The organism is Chryseobacterium sp. 2TAF14 (genome assembly GCF_052115105.1).
GTDB lineage: Bacteria > Bacteroidota > Bacteroidia > Flavobacteriales > Weeksellaceae > Chryseobacterium.
On record NZ_JBFRGA010000056.1, the window covers coordinates 20,325 to 35,785 of the forward strand.

10 protein-coding genes and 1 pseudogene are annotated in these 15,461 nt (G+C 34.9%); 5 read left to right on the forward strand and 6 right to left on the reverse strand.

The genetic code is table 11. The features are described 5' to 3' along the window. Position 1: 1 nt before the first annotated feature. Positions 2 to 460 (reverse strand): GtrA family protein, encoded by a 459-nt coding sequence (locus AB4Y90_RS08250; protein ID WP_441556931.1) that lies wholly within the window; start codon positions 458 to 460, stop codon positions 2 to 4. A 229-nt stretch (positions 461 to 689) separates the two neighbouring features. Here AB4Y90_RS08250 and AB4Y90_RS08255 point away from each other — a divergent pair, with 229 nt between their 5' ends. From AB4Y90_RS08255 to AB4Y90_RS08265, 3 genes and pseudogenes are all read left to right on the forward strand, one after another. Next, positions 690 to 953 carry a hypothetical protein gene (locus AB4Y90_RS08255; RefSeq protein WP_441556932.1) on the forward strand — a complete coding sequence of 88 codons (264 nt, stop codon included), beginning with the start codon at positions 690 to 692 and terminating at the stop codon, positions 951 to 953. 86 nt (positions 954 to 1,039) lie between these two features. Further along, positions 1,040 to 1,891, forward strand: a complete 852-nt coding sequence (locus AB4Y90_RS08260; protein WP_441556933.1) for an ATPase — start codon at positions 1,040 to 1,042, stop codon at positions 1,889 to 1,891. Positions 1,892 to 1,906: 15 nt separating this feature from the next. Next, positions 1,907 to 3,856, forward strand: a pseudogene (locus AB4Y90_RS08265) (phosphate acyltransferase). A 119-nt stretch (positions 3,857 to 3,975) separates the two neighbouring features. Here the strand turns inward: AB4Y90_RS08265 and AB4Y90_RS08270 are convergent. From AB4Y90_RS08270 to AB4Y90_RS08290, 5 genes are all read right to left on the reverse strand, one after another. Continuing rightward, positions 3,976 to 5,319 (reverse strand): MATE family efflux transporter, encoded by a 1,344-nt coding sequence (locus tag AB4Y90_RS08270; protein ID WP_441556934.1) that lies wholly within the window; start codon positions 5,317 to 5,319, stop codon positions 3,976 to 3,978. Next, the gene (locus AB4Y90_RS08275; RefSeq protein ID WP_441556935.1) at positions 5,295 to 6,644 is read right to left on the reverse strand and encodes a lysine N(6)-hydroxylase/L-ornithine N(5)-oxygenase family protein; all 1,350 of its coding nucleotides are present in this window, start codon (positions 6,642 to 6,644) and stop codon (positions 5,295 to 5,297) included. Before AB4Y90_RS08275 ends, AB4Y90_RS08270 begins: the two co-directional genes overlap by 25 nt. A gap of 289 nt (positions 6,645 to 6,933) precedes the next feature. Continuing rightward, the gene (locus AB4Y90_RS08280; RefSeq protein ID WP_441556936.1) at positions 6,934 to 9,354 is read right to left on the reverse strand and encodes a GNAT family N-acetyltransferase; all 2,421 of its coding nucleotides are present in this window, start codon (positions 9,352 to 9,354) and stop codon (positions 6,934 to 6,936) included. Next, positions 9,332 to 10,849, reverse strand: coding sequence for a pyridoxal phosphate-dependent decarboxylase family protein (locus AB4Y90_RS08285; RefSeq protein ID WP_441556937.1), 1,518 nt, complete (start codon positions 10,847 to 10,849; stop codon positions 9,332 to 9,334). The genes AB4Y90_RS08280 and AB4Y90_RS08285 overlap by 23 nt, the downstream gene beginning before the upstream one ends. 261 nt (positions 10,850 to 11,110) lie before the next feature. Next, positions 11,111 to 13,342 carry a TonB-dependent receptor gene (locus tag AB4Y90_RS08290; protein ID WP_441556938.1) on the reverse strand — a complete coding sequence of 744 codons (2,232 nt, stop codon included), beginning with the start codon at positions 13,340 to 13,342 and terminating at the stop codon, positions 11,111 to 11,113. Positions 13,343 to 13,893: 551 nt separating this feature from the next. Between AB4Y90_RS08290 and ruvA the strand changes: the two genes are divergently transcribed. Together ruvA and sprA are read left to right on the forward strand one after the other, a co-directional pair. Next, positions 13,894 to 14,478: a Holliday junction branch migration protein RuvA gene (ruvA, locus tag AB4Y90_RS08295; protein WP_441556939.1), complete on the forward strand. Its 585-nt coding sequence runs from the start codon at positions 13,894 to 13,896 to the stop codon at positions 14,476 to 14,478. 6 nt (positions 14,479 to 14,484) lie between these two features. Further along, positions 14,485 to 15,461 (forward strand): cell surface protein SprA (gene sprA, locus AB4Y90_RS08300; RefSeq protein ID WP_441556940.1); only part of this gene is annotated, 977 nt, incomplete at its 3' end.

Consider the following 15,461-nt stretch of genomic DNA (forward strand, 5'->3'; position numbering starts at 1 on the left):
ATCAACCGTTAAATATTACTTTTTTCTTTACAGAATAATTAAGAATGGAAACCAATAAAATTGCAGCAATCTTACTGATCATTTCCGGACTCAAGGTATAAAAAATTAAATCAATATTATCTTTAAATATAAAACTGTAAAAGATCTGGAAGAAACTTAAGCTTAAAATCGTTGAAATAAACGATACAACCATAAAATAGAGAAACTCTTTTTGTTTAGAGTGCTTTCCACGTTCAAAAACAAACCAGATGCTTAGAAAATAATTAAATAAAATTCCGCAGCTTGTCGATAAAATATTACTTAACGGGTAATGTATTCCGTGAAAATTCTGTTCCTGAGAAATTACTTGCGGAAGGTAGGTGCTGAAGATTTTAAAGCTCCCGATTTCCACAACCGCACTCAGTCCGCCGGCTACGATAAATAATAATACTTGTTTTTGGCGTAGTAGTAATGCTTTCATCTATTTTATTAATACGCAAATTTATAACTATATGTTAAACAGTGAAAAAAGTTGTTAAATTTTTTTTTCATGTAAAAATTATTTCTAAATTTAATTTTCAGAACGAAGGAAACTGTACCTGATAAAAAACTCATTTTCAACTTTTTCTGTTGATGGTCTTTCTATCTTGTAATGCACGATGAGAAGTATCTGCACAAGTTTTATAAACCAAACTAACCAAAATATTTGTATGAAATCTCAAAACAAATACAGAAAATTTCAGCTTCAGCAGAAAAATATCGAAGCTTTAGAAAAAGAAAACACCCGCTTCAAAAGGGTGTACTCAGAGTACGAAAATATGTCAGACGACCTTTGGAATCTTGAGAATTCAAAAGGTGATCCTGTACCGGACGATTTTATCAATGCAATGCTGATGCAGACCAATTATCTTGAAGAAGAAATAGAAGACTGGTTGATACAGTTTAACCAAAATAAAAGCGAAATCAAAAACTGAACTTAATCATAAATGAAAGCATCTGTTTCTGTTTTTAAGGTCTAATTAAAGATAAATTCATAATTTAGCCCTTTAAAATTAGAAATATGGTTGCTATTGTTGATAGTGGTTCTACTAAATCTGACTGGGTAATCTTGGATGACTTCAAAAACGTTTTCCTAAAGACCGAAACCATTGGTTTCAACCCCAATTTTATCAGCAAAGAGCTTATTGTACCCGAAATTGAAAAAAATAACAGCTTGGTATCTGTTAAAAATTCAATCAGGAAGATCTTTTTCTACGGTTCTGGTTGCGGCGTAAAACAAAATTGCGAAACAATACAGGAAGAAGCAGGAAAGGTTTTTACCAATGCAGAGATTATGGTAAAAGAAGATTTGTATGCAGCAGCTTATGCAGCGTATAGCGGAAAACCCACGATTGTATGTATTTTAGGAACAGGATCAAACTCATGTTATTTTGACGGAGAAAATTTAAAGATAAAACTTCCTTCATTAGGTTATCTTATGGGTGACGAAGGAAGCGGAAGCGCCATCGGAAAACAGTTGGTGCGCAGATTTTTTATGCAGAAACTTCCTCAGGATCTCCATCTTGAGTTTAAAGAAACTTATGGCTTAACGATAGATGAAGCGTTAAAAAATATGTATCACACAACCAGACCCAATGCATATTTAGCCAATTTCAATAAATTTGTGGTCGAAAGAAAAGATCATCCCTATTTCCAGGAAATGGTTTTAGAAGAAATGAAAAACTTCTTCGATTATCAGGTTCTTCCTTACGAAGAATCTCATGATGCCGAGATCAATTTTATCGGCTCAATTGCTTATTATTACGAAAATATTTTACGTTCTGCAGCGTCAGAACTCAATTTGAATGTGGGACACATCGTGCAGAAACCAATTGAAAGCTTGGTTGATTACCACATTAAATACATACTTTAAAAAACCTAAAATTATATGTCAAGTAAAACTCACCGCGACGAAAAAAACTTTAGTCAGGCAGCGTTAGATTATCATAAAGCAGAACCCAAAGGAAAGATAGAGGTAATTCCTTCAAAGCCCCATTCATCGCAGAGAGATTTGTCTTTGGCTTATTCTCCGGGAGTGGCTATTCCTTGTCTGGAAATAGAGAAAAACCCTGAAACAGTTTATGACTACACAGGAAAAGGAAATTTGGTGGCGGTTATTTCAAACGGAACGGCAGTTCTTGGTTTGGGAGACATCGGAGCTGAAGCTTCAAAACCGGTAATGGAAGGAAAAGGTCTTTTGTTTAAGATCTTTGCAGACATCAACGTTTAAAGGAAAGGTGTGATCAATCATAAAAGAGAAAACCTTACCCCGGAAAAATTAGATTTCATCGCTCAGACAGATATTGAAACTTTAGAAGATGCCGTAAAAGGTTCAGACGTTTTCATTGGTTTATCTAAAGGAAATGTAATGAGTCCTGAAATGCTTTTAAGTATGAACGAAAATCCGATCGTTTTCGCTTTGGCCAATCCGGATCCTGAAATTGCTTACGATCTTGCTGTAGAAACAAGAAAAGATGTAATCATGGCAACCGGAAGAAGTGATTATCCTAATCAGGTAAATAATGTTCTTGGTTTCCCGTATATTTTCCGTGGTGCATTAGATGTTCAGGCGAAAGGAATTAATGAAGAAATGAAATTGGCTGCCGTTCACGCAATTGCAGATTTGGCTAAAGAACCAGTTCCTGAAGCAGTAATCTTGGCATATAACGTTAAGAATTTACAGTTTGGAAGAGAATATTTTATTCCGAAACCATTCGATAACAGATTAATTACCAAAGTTTCAAGTGCAGTAGCAAAAGCAGCTATTGAAAGTGGTATTGCCAGAAAAACAATTGCCGATTTCGACGAATACGAAAACCAGCTTCTCGACAGAATGGGAAGAGATGAAAAGCTGGTGAGAATGATGCAAAACCGCGCAAAAGCAAATCCGAAAAGAATTACTTTAGGAAATGCTGAAGAATATAATGTTCTGAAAGCTGCACAGATTTTATATGAAGAAGGAATTGCACATCCTATTCTTTTAGGGGACAAAAAATATGTGAAAGAACAAATGGAACGTTTCGGAATCAACATTGATGTTCCGATTATCGATCCTAGTGATGACGATCAGAAAGAAAACAGAAAAAAATACAGAGAAACTCTTTGGAAGCTTCGTCAGAGAAAAGGGATGAACGAGTACAAGGCAAAAAGATATGTTCGCCAGAGAGATTATTTTGGTCCTTTAATGTTGAAGCATGGTGACACAGATGGTTTGATTATTGGTTTTTCTAAAAACTATGTTTCAACTTTAAGACCTGTTTTAGAAGTAATAGAAAAAGATAAAGGCGTCGATAAAGTAGCGGCAATGATGATGATCTTGTCTGAAAAGAAACCTATTTTCTTTGCAGATACTTCCATTAATCAAAATCCTACAGCTGAAGATTTGGTGAATATTGCTAAAATGGCAGAGCACACTGTGAAATCTTTTGCGATCGAACCAAGAATTGCAATGTTAGGATTCGAAAATTTTGCAGCAATTTCTGATACTTCTAAAAAAGTTTCAAAAGCAGTAAGCATTCTTCATGAGAAATTCCCGAAAATGATTGTAGATGGAGAAATTCAGCCGGATTTTGCAATGAATTCTGATCATTTAAGCGATTATCAATTCTCAAAATTAGGAACTACTCCTGCAAATACATTTATCTTCCCGAATCTTGAATCTGCAAACTTATCATACAAGATCATCAGAGGAATGAAGGTTGCACAGGTAATCGGACCAATCTTGATGGGTCTTAAACAACCGGTTCATGTTTTACAGATGCGTTCAAGTGTTGATGAGATTGTAAACCTTGCTACTGTTGCAGTTCTTGACGCACAGAGAAGAGAAGGAAAAAAATAATTGTTAATCTGGGAGTCCCGAAGGGACGACTTAACAAAGGATAGGATAAAATCCTATCAACAATATAATAATATCAATAAAAAAAGCAGGGCAGAATTCGTAGAATTCTGCCCTGCTTTTTATGTAAACTGAATCTTCGTTTTAACAACACCCTTCCTTAATATAATAAAAGTAGTAACACCCACGATTACCTCTATCAAAGCACTTCCCCAATAAATACTTTTCACTCCGAAGTAATGTGGAAGAATAAGCATTAACGGAATATAAAGAATCAGTTGCCGCAAAAAAACAAGGAAACTCGCTTTTTTGCTATCGTTTACTGCAGGATAATAGGACAGTGCCAAAACAGTGATCGGTAATAAAGGAAGTACAGAGAAAAATAATCTGAAATCCTGAATCTGACTTGTGTTTACCGTATATCCCGGAAGCATTAATCCGATCAATTGTTCCGGAAAAATCATTGCCATCAAAAAGAAAGGCGAAAGTATCGCAACTCCTGCTAAAATATAGTTTTTAAAAAATTGTCTTGCTCTTTCAAATTGTCCGGCTCCGAAATTGATTCCGACAACAGGTTGTAAACCTCGCATCAATCCAAATAAAGGAGTTAGTAAAAATAGGAAAAACCGATTTAAAACGGTGAAAAAAGAAATGTCGTCTTCCGTTCCGTAAGAAGCGATCGCATTAAAAATAATAATACTCTGCACAACTCCCATTACGGATAAGATCATTTCCGGAAGCCCTAATTTTAAAATTCTTTTTCCAATTTCAGGATGATAAGAAACCGATCTCCAATTGGTCTTAAAAGAACTTTTTCCTTTAGCATAATAATAAGATCCGAGTAAAGAATAGATCAGCATTCCGCAATTGGTTGCCCAAGCTGCGCCGGAAACGCCCATTCCGAAAGTCGAAATAAAAATTGGTTTTAAAATAATATCGATTATTAAACCTGCGGCAATCATCATTGCGGCGGTTTTCATTTTTCCTTCTGCACGAATCAGCATATTTAAAGCTAAACCATAAATCCAGAAAATGGTTCCGATCAAAGTAACCCGGAAATATTCAACTGCAATAGTTTGAAGTTCTCCTTTTGCACCCATCATTGCCATCAGTTCGTATGCAAAAATATAGGCAGGAACCATACAGACTACAGAGAAAAAAATGCACAAAAAATTGAAGCTTCCGAAGAGTTTGTATAATTTATCCTGTCTGTTTTCACCAATCCAAATACTTACCGCTGCACCTGCGCCAATTCCTACCAATCTTCCAAATCCCAAAACGATTTGAGACAACGGATAAGCCATTCCTACTGCAGCAAGAGCTTTCGTATTAATTAAATATCCTACAAAAATAGCGTCCAGGAAATTATTGATTCCGTATAAAACAATCGCAGCAACGGCGGGCCATGAAGTTTCCCACATCACCTTTTTTAAATCACCTTTTAAGATGAATGTTTTGCGATCCATTCTTTTGAGGTATTGAATTGTTGAAAGGCAATACGTTTTTCAACTTTATAAACTTCTTTTCCGGCGATAGAATTGATGATAATTGCATTTCTGTAAGCTCCCATTCCCAAATCCGGAGTGACGAAACCGTGGCTGTGAAGTTCCGCATTTTGTACAAAAAGATTTTCTTCGCTGTCAATAGTGTAATGCCGGCTTACATCAAATAAACCATCTTCGTTTCTTTGAATTTTATTTTCAATTCCTTTCAAAAATTTCGGTTCGTAATAGGAATATCCTGTTGCCAAAATCACGTAATCTGAAGTGTGGGTAAAAGTTGCTTGATCCTGAACATGAGTAAAATTCAAAACATAAGAATTTCCTTCAGGAGAAATATTATCAAGCTGAGAACTTGGTTTTAATGCTACATGTAAAGGAATATTTCCGACACTCATTTCGTACATCGCATCAAAAATATCATTGATGAGGTCAAAATTAATTCCTTTATAAAGCGGATGTTGTTTTGTCAATATATTTTTACGCTGGTTGGAAGGCATCTGATAAAAATGGTCAACATATTCCGGAGAGGTCAATTCCAGTGTCAGTTTTGAATATTCCATTGGGAAAAAACGGTCGGGTCTAGTAAACCAGCTCATAAACAAATTTTCATTGGTTTCAGGAAGCAAATCCTGGAAAATCTCGGCTGCACTTTGTCCGGAACCAATAATTGATACCGATTTTGAATTTAAAATTTCTTCTTTGTGATTCAAATATTCTGAAGTATGAATAACATTCGGATAATTTTTACCTTCCATAAATTCAGGTAACTTTGGCTGAGTTCCTGTTCCTAAAGCCAGTTTTTTAGTATAATATTTTTTAACATCATTGTTTTTTAAATCTAAAACTTCGATGATATACAATTTTTCTGATTCATTAAAACTAATATTCTCAACCTTTTTTCCGAAAAGACAATTCGATAATTGATTGGCTGTCCACTGACAATACAGATTGTATTCTTTTCTTAAAATAAAAAAATTTTCTCTGATGAAAAATTTATATAAACGGTCGGTTTCCTTTAAAAAATTTAAAAAAGAATATTTACTTTTCGGATCTGCCATCGTTACCAAATCTGCCATAAAAGGAACCTGAAGTGTAGCATTATCAAGCATCAAACCGGGATGCCAATCAAAACCTTCTGCCTGATCCAGAAAAAGAGAATCAATAGATTCTACAGGTTCTAAAAGAGCAGCCAACCCCAGATTAAAAGGACCAATTCCGATCCCGATGATATCGTATATTTTATTGTTTTCCAATGTTTTGTTTTTTGAAATTTGAATTATTTTAACCATTAAGATTTAATTTAAGGAGTTAAGATTATTAAGAGATTTCTCCTTCGTTGAAATGACATGCGAACTGTCATTCCGAATAGAGCAAAGCGAAATGAAGAATCTCACTTAAATTCCTTAACTCCTTAAATTAAATCTTAATGGTTGAAATTTTAATTGTTTATTCAAACCTATAAGGTTTACTAAGATCCTTCGACTTCGCTCAGGATGACTTCGCTAATACTAACTCTTATTATACGTTGTCAGGCTGAGCGTAATCGAAGCCTTTTATTAATTTGTCTAAAAATTATTATTAAATACTTTTCGCGTCCAGCCTACTTTCAGGGCATTTTTCCCAATATCCTTCACGGGTACAGAAAGTAAGATAAGCGGTTTTGTGTGGCATTTCTATAACACCTTCACGAGTGTAACCCAATCTTGTAATGATTCTATCGGTCGGAACTGCATCTACAGACGCTTCACCGATGCATTTTCCAACTTCCGGAAGCATGAAAATATAATCTAAAGCCACCTGAAATGATTGGAAAGAAAACTTTTTATCTTTCTGCGTTTCGGCAACAAAAAAATGGGTTCCATAATCTGTCGGAAGTGAGTCGTAATAAGCGCCCACAATATCTCTCATGCACCAGTAAGGTTCGAAACTGAACTGCGGAACATCATTCACATATCCGATAAAACTGTGTTGTTCATCACTTGGAAGAATCGTTCTGAACCAAAGTTCTAAGTCTCTTTTTGGCCCATCCATTTTCCAAAAAGGTTTTGCGTGTTCCCTATTGAACCATTCGTGAACCATTTCAAAATCTTTTTCGATGTCGAAAGGCCGAATGCTGATGTTTACGTTTTCCTCTTCAAAATATCTCGAATAAACGGTTTCTTTAGTTTTAGGCTTAATTAATTTATCGGAAAAGAAATATTTATTCAAAGGATTTGGGGTATCCAAAAAAACAGCAGGATATTCTAAGTTTTCATCCGCTTCGTTGATATTTTGCAAACTTGTGATTAAATTTCCTTTGGTGTACCAGCTTCTTTTGTTGATGATGTAATCTACCAATCCGGTTTCGTCTTCATTTTCAAGTTCTTTAAATGATTTATAAACCAGGTTAATTAATTTTCTTTCATCTGCCAATTGATTGCAACCTAAAGCATTTACAACCCCTAGAATATTATTGGTTACCAGATAGTACGTGTATTTCGGAGCCAAAGATTCTTCATCAATAATCGACTGACTTTCATCTGCAATTCCGGGAAGCGCATTAGAAACCAGTTCTTTTCTGCCTTCTCTGAAGAAAAATCCCTGATTGTCTCTGAAATAAATTTTTGCAGGAAATCCTTTTTTATCAAGCTCAATCATGACGTTTTGCTGATGAAATTCGCAGGCTAATCCATACGTATTCAAAATCCCGACGATCGGTCTTACACAGATATGAAGATATTGTGTAAACCAATCTAAAGCGACTTGCTCAACAGGTAAATCGAGATTTCCGGCGGTGTTGATGATAATATTCTGCAGTCTTGAAGGCTGACCAAAAATTCCGTCCTGACAAAGAGCTGCCAAAAGCGTTACATTTTTAGTTTTGTCTTCTCCCTGAAAAGGATTTCTTCTGATGCTGATATTAAATCCGTTAATTACTTTATCATTAAATTTTACTGCAATAAAAGCCGGATCTACCATAAAATCGATCTCAGGATAATCGTTTTGTAAATTTTTTCCCCAATCGGTTTTTAACAATTTGCTGATGTCATGACCGCGATGAAGTTCAGGGTATAAATTGATTCGTTCTGAGTTGGTAATTTTCACATGAAGAGAAAATTTGTACATCCATTTGCTATTTTCGCTATAAACCGTTCTCACGGATGAGGTTGGTGTAAAAAACTCTCCGTAATGCCCTAAAGCAAACAAAATTCCCTGTTCCTGCATAATCTGAACATCTTCCTGAACCAATAAATATTCTGCTTCCCAAGGATGCATCGGAACAATCTGGTAATCCGGGAACTCATCCCATAATTTTTTATGTTCAGGATTTAAAGCCGGATAAATCTTTTCGCCCAATTCTTTGGAAACAAGCTTTCCGTCTGCATTTTTTTCAATAATATTTTCAGGATTAATTAAAAAATAAAATAGCTGAAACTGTCCTGAAGTTTCCGGGGAATATTTTAAAAGATCTTCCTGATTAAAACCTTGTTTCGATTTTGGAACAGGGTGAAGAATATGTCCTAAAACAAGCGATTGTTCAGCTTCAATGAAAGACATTTCCAAATCATTCACCGACTTATTGTTGTCAGACAAATAATCTAAATATGTTGTGAGATTTTCGATGCTGTTATTCAGTCTTTTCAAAACAGTAGAAGCATCGATACCGGAATGAATTCGTTTTGAATATTCTGCGATAAGCGTCATAAAGCCGTAAATATCAACTTCAGAAACTTCATCCGTTTCCAAAACTCTCCTTAAAACCGGAAAATCAAAAAGATGTCTTCCTGTTTCAGAAAAATAATTTACAGGAATATAAACATCACATCCTATGGAAGAAAAATCAATCCTGATATGAAGATTTGTCGGTGTTTTTCTGATGCTTTTCGCAATGGCAATATCATATTTCGGGATTCCCAGATAACGGCTCCAGTTGGTAAACTCTCTCATAAAACAGTTGATGAGAGCGGTGTAATTTGTTTTTTCTGCGTATTGTTGATTAGTTAACTTCAATGTATTCATTTCCGTATTTTTTTATTGTGATTAAAATTGATTTGATATCTTCAACAGTTGTTAAAGGATTTAGAATGGTGAATTTTAAGTAAAACTGCCCGTTGACTTTTGTTCCTGCGACAAGCGCGTTCCCGTTTTTGTAAAGTTGTGATTTGATGTAGGCATTGATTCTGCTCAAATCAAAAGTCTTGAAAGGATCTGCAGAATAGCGGAAAACGAGAGCAGAAATATCAGAACGGTTTAATAATTCAAAATGCGGATCATTTTCCAGAAGAATTGCCGCTTCTTTTGCAGTCGAGATTATTCTTTCAATATAATTTCCGAGACCTTTTTTACCGATGATTCTTAAGGTGAACCAGAGCTTTAAAGCATCAAATCTTCTTGTCGTCTGAATCGATTTATTTACCTGATTCGGAATTTCATTTTCGTCGTGGTCTTTCGGGTTTAAATAATCTGCATAGTGCGTGATTAAACTGAAGTAATTTCTGTCTTTCACCAAAAATCCGCTGCTGCTTACAGGCTGGAAGAAAGATTTGTGATAATCGACTGTTACAGAATCTGCTTCTTCAATTCCGTTAATTAAATGGCGGTATTTTTCGGTTAAAAGTAATCCGCAACCATAAGCTGCGTCTGCGTGAAGCCACATTCCGTATTTTTTTGCAATCACCGAAATGTTTTTTAAAGGATCAATGTTTCCGAAATCTGTAGTTCCTGCTGTTGCAACAACTGCAATCGGAATATTTCCGTTTTCAATTTCTTTTTGAATGGCATCTTCCAGTAAAATACTATTCATTTTAAAAGATCGGTCGGTTTTAATTTTAATAACAGCCTGTTCTCCCAACCCTAAAATCGAAGCACTTTTCTGAATGCTGAAATGTGCTGCTTCCGAAACAAAAATCCTGAAACGATGCGCATTTTTTGGCAGTCCGTCTTTTTTAATGTTATGATTAAAATGTTTGATCGAATAATGATCTCTCGCCAAAAGCATTCCCATCAAGTTACTTTGAGAACCACCACTCGTAAAAATTCCGTCTGAATTTTTACAATAACCGATTTCGTTGCAGGTCCATTCAATTAATTTTTGCTCCATTAAAGTTCCACCCGCACTTTGATCCCAAGTGTCTAAAGATGAATTAATTGAACTGATCAAAATTTCTGCTGCAACCGCCGGAATGACAACCGGACAATTAAGATGAGCAACATATTTCGGATGATGAAAAGCAATAGCGTGCTGTGTATAAAGCATTTTTACTTCTTCAAAAACCTCATCGTATTTTTGTGGATGATCGTTAAGATGAATGTTTTCAAAACGTTTTCTCAGCTCTTTCGGACTCACTCCGCTGAAAGGCTGTTTGTTTTCTTTTAGAAATGCAATGACACTTTCCTGTGCTTTTTGCATTACATTTTGATATTCGTGAATGTTGATTTCACAAAATAAGTTCTCCAGATTTGGGAAAAGACTTTCCTTTTCCGAAACCAATTGTTCGGTGATAACTGTGTTCATAAAAATTTTTGGGTGGTGTTTTTTACTTTTTAATTAGTACTTCTAAGGTTTTTTAATTGACCATTAAGATTTATTAAGGAGTTAAGAATCTTTAAGGTAGCTTCGCTTAAGTGAAATCAGTATGATTTAGTCTTAATTAAACTAAACTTCTTAATAAATCTTAATGGTTTTTAAAATTTAATTCTAGTATAAAAACTTCTCGATACGTTTTTTTCAAAATCTACTCGAAGTGACGAAAGGTTTCAATTTTATTTTAAATAATTAATAATTTATCGTGTAGCCTACAGAAAATGTAGTTCCTCTTCCTTGGTAAGCAAAGGCTTTTTGAGGGACTCCGTAAAAAAATGCAGAACGTTGTCCCCAAATTGTTGTGTATTGTTTATTGAAAATATTCTGTACCCCGAAATTGATGACTCCTTTATTTAATTTTACATCTCCTACAAGATCAAATAAAGTGTAGCCTGTCATTTTAAGGTCTGCTAAATCAGTGTAATTCATAGAGTTTTGCATTTGCAGTCTTAATGAAAATCGTTTCGCATTCCACCCTGTAAAAACCATAAATTTTGAGGGATTGGTTGTATAAACTGACTGGTTTTGCCATCCTTTATCAGCCGTTTCTGTTTCAGACTGCATTAACAAAATGTTTCCACCCAATTCTAAACCTTGAGAAAATCTATAGCTTAAAGCACCTTCAAAACCGTAGTTTCTTAATTTCTGATCAAGCAACGAAATGGTGAAAGCAGCATTGTCTATTTTCAAAGTTTTGTTGGAAAGCGCATAAAAAACCGATCCTTGTGCAGAAAGTCCTTGTTCTGAATTTCTGTTGTGCCTGAAACCAAGTTCCATTTGATCTGTTTTAATTCCGCTTAAAGGTTGTTCTGCGATATTGATGCTGTTAAGTAAATTCCAATGATCGTTATTTAACTGATATTTTCCGAAACCATAAGATTTTGCAGCATCAGGAACTGCAAATCCTTGAGAAAAATTCAACCAAGTCTGCCAAGCAGGTGTAATTTTATATAACAAACTTGCATTAAGCAACGTGACATCGTAATTATTTTTGCCACCTTTCACAGCATCGGCAGAATTCCCGTAGCCGAAATGCATATAAACCTGCTCTTTGAATCCTACAAAATCATCCAGTTTTACATTGATCAATTGTTGGCGAATTCCTCCTGAAAGTGTTAGTTTATTTGTAATATTCCAGTCTGCCTGAATAAAACCGGAAAGAGCAGATGTTTTTGTATCGGGATATCTTCCTACAAAAGCATCGGTAAGATTTACCAAACCTCCTGTTTCTGCACTTTTTTGAGGATTAAAAATTGCCTGATCGCCTGTGAAGTTTTCAAGATCAGCATCCACTCCGTATGTAAAATTGAAAGCATTCCATTTTTTATTTAAAACCAGTTTTGCTCCGTAAGCATTGGTATTTCCTCTTGCTGACGAAAGAAAAACCGGAAGCACAATTCCTGCAGGAGGTTTCGGAACTTCGGCGAAAGATGCTCCGAAATCTACTTCTTCACGTCTTCCGTAAGCTTGTAAGATCAAATTTTGCCCGCCCCAAATATTTCTTGCATTGTACTGAAAATTCGCCATAAATCGTTCTGTTCTTGGAACAATATCAGAATCTGCACCGTCTAAAACATTAATTAAATCAGGATTTTTGGTTGTAAACCCTACAAAATTCTGCCCGAAGGAAAGCCATTTTTTATTTCTGACTTTTGAATTATAATATTGCAGATCTATACCCAAATCCTGATTGGGAGCCAGTTTTGCACTAAATCYTCCTAATAAATCGATTGATCTGTTGTACTGAAAATCTGCCTGTTTTACATCGGTAATAATCTGATCTCCGTTTGCATCAAAAGCGCCTTCATTTTGTGTAAAAGCCGCTCCCAATCTGAATTTCACTTTATCGTTTCCGCCTGAGATAGATTGTGCAATTCTTTTATCGAGATCATTTTTATGAAAACCTGATTTTAAGCCTGCAGAAGTTTCAAAAGCAAGTTTGTCTGATGTTGGTTTTTTGATGATGATATTGATAATTCCTCCTGTGGAATCGCCGCCATAAATTGAGGATGCACCGGAAAGAACTTCAATTCTTTCGATGTTGAATGGATCGATCGCATCAAATTGGCGGCTTGTTGCTCTTGTGCTGTTGAGAGAAATTCCGTTGATCATTACCAGAACATTTCTTCCGCGCATGTTTTGGGCATAATTTGTTCGTCCCTGGTTTCCGAAATCAAATCCGGGAATCATGTTTCCTAATACTTCTTTTAATCCTGCGCCGCCTCTTATCTGTGACTGAAGTTCTTTTTCAGATATTACCCAAACTGTTCCGGGAATATCACTAATCTGCTTTAGTGAGCGGGAAGATACCATGATAACTTCTGATATATCTCTTGTCTGTAAACTGTCTTGTTTATTTTGGGCTGAAATATTTGAGGCTAAAGTTGCCAGAAAGAAAATCGAAAGTACGTTTTGGTTTTTCATTTATTTAGAATAATTAAAAATAATGAGGTAAATATAAATTATTATCTATGGAAAAATCAAACTGACTTTTGTCACGTAAATGCTTCAATACAAATCAAAATGAGTGTTTGATGATTTGTGAAACCGATTAACCGATCTCGAACCTCCTTTCAGCTCAGTCTCAAAATGAGATGATAAAATCAAATAAAGAATAATTTTTCTAATGTTTTTTTGTGATTTTGATTTTTTTACTCCTAAAATCCATCAATTTAATAATGAAAAAAATCCCCAAAAATGATAGCTGAACCAGCTAATTTTAATTTTTTTAAAAATTAGATACCACATTTAACTGTTTTTAATGAAATAAAATGATGATTGTAAGAAGAGGTTTTATTGTAAAGTTTAAATAAAACTAAAACAATTTTAAATAAGATACACATATTTGGAATTTATCTGTTTAAAAGCTGTTTATATGTATTTGCCATTTAAAATTAAGTTAAAAATCATTCTTGTCTGAAATGAAAACATTACTTAGTTTAAATTACTATATTTGGAAGTTATAAAAATTAATAATGATATTTTCTTTACAGGGCATCGTTCAGGAGCTTACCCCAACTTACGCAGTAATCAACGTAAACGGTGTAGGATATTATACAGGAATCAGCCTCATGACATCTCAAACACTTACTTTAAATAAAGAGACATTTTTATTCATCCAGCAGATCATTCGTGAAGATGCACACCTGCTTTTCGGGTTTCATACCCGTTTGGAAAAAGAAATGTTTAATCTGTTAATAAGTGTAAATGGTGTAGGTGCTGTTTCTGCACTCATTTTATTATCAACTTTAAGCCTTAGTGAGATTGCCTCTGCAATACTTTCCGGAAACGGAGCCGTAATTCAGAAAGCTAAAGGAATTGGTGCAAAAACAGCGGAAAGGATTATCGTTGACCTGAAAGATAAAGTACAGAAATTTGCTGATGCAGAAGGAAATATTTCTTCGGCTGAGAATAATAAAGTGAAGGAAGAATCGTTATCAGCATTAGAAGTTTTAGGAATCCCTAAAAGAACAAGTGATAAAATTGCAGACCGTATTTTAAAGCAAATTCCGGAAATTACTGTAGAAGAATTGGTAAAACAAATTTTAAAAAATATTTAACATTTGGTGAAAAATAATAAATTTCTCAGCATCTATATACTCTTGTCGTTTTTATTCTGCTCAATAAACGTTTTCGGGCAAAATGAAAACCAGCAAGGTGTTTCTATAAAAAAGAATTACGAAGTTACCGACCCAACTTACTACGAAGCATATTACGATGTAAAAATCGGAATGTATTACGTGTATCCTAAGATTGGTAATACAATTACCGGACCACCTGTTGCAATGTCGCCGGAAGATTATAAGGAATTTATGCTTGCAGAGCAATCTAGGGCTTTTTACAGGGAAAAATCTGACCGTTACAATTTAATGTTCAGAAAAGATAAAAGTGATGCAGCAAAGAAAGGACTGATTCCTGCTTTAACGATCAATAACCGTCTTTTCGAGTCTATTTTCGGAAGCAACAAGATTGAAATCATTCCTTCAGGATATGCTTCATTCGATTTTGGAGGTTTGTACCAGAAAATTGATAATCCTTTAATTTTACCTCAAAACAGAACGAGTTTTACCTTTGATATTGATCAAAGAATTCAGTTGGGGTTAATCGGAAAAGTTGGAGAAAATTTACAGCTTAAAGCCAATTACGATACTCAAAGCGGTTTTGCTTTTGAGAACAGGATGAATTTGGTTTGGCAGTCAAAAGGTACATGGAAAGATCTTCAGACAAAAGGTTTAAATGATGTAAATAAACCCAATGCAGGAGGTGAAGATAAGATCATCAAAAGAGTAGAGTTCGGTAATGTTAATATGCCGCTTTCCACAAGTCTGATCCGTGGTTCTGAGTCTTTGTTTGGGGTGAAAACAGAGTTTCAATTAGGTAAAACTTTCGGAACGGTTGTGCTTTCACAGCAACAAGGTGAAGCAAGAAACATCGTAGTACAAGGTGGCGGAACAATGAATAACTTTAAAATAAATGCTTTAGATTATGAAGAAAACCAGCATTATTTTATAGGGCAGTATTTCCTGAATAATTATGATAATGC

Coding starts and splice junctions, on each gene's coding strand:
- AB4Y90_RS08255 (WP_441556932.1), top strand. CDS start 690: ATGAAATCTCAAAACAAATACAGAAAATTTCAGCTTCAGCAGAAAAAT.
- ruvA (WP_441556939.1), top strand. CDS start 13,894: ATGATATTTTCTTTACAGGGCATCGTTCAGGAGCTTACCCCAACTTAC.
- AB4Y90_RS08285 (WP_441556937.1), bottom strand. CDS start 10,849: ATGAACACAGTTATCACCGAACAATTGGTTTCGGAAAAGGAAAGTCTT.
- AB4Y90_RS08275 (WP_441556935.1), bottom strand. CDS start 6,644: ATGGTTAAAATAATTCAAATTTCAAAAAACAAAACATTGGAAAACAAT.
- AB4Y90_RS08270 (WP_441556934.1), bottom strand. CDS start 5,319: ATGGATCGCAAAACATTCATCTTAAAAGGTGATTTAAAAAAGGTGATG.
- AB4Y90_RS08280 (WP_441556936.1), bottom strand. CDS start 9,354: ATGAATACATTGAAGTTAACTAATCAACAATACGCAGAAAAAACAAAT.
- AB4Y90_RS08250 (WP_441556931.1), bottom strand. CDS start 460: ATGAAAGCATTACTACTACGCCAAAAACAAGTATTATTATTTATCGTA.
- AB4Y90_RS08260 (WP_441556933.1), top strand. CDS start 1,040: ATGGTTGCTATTGTTGATAGTGGTTCTACTAAATCTGACTGGGTAATC.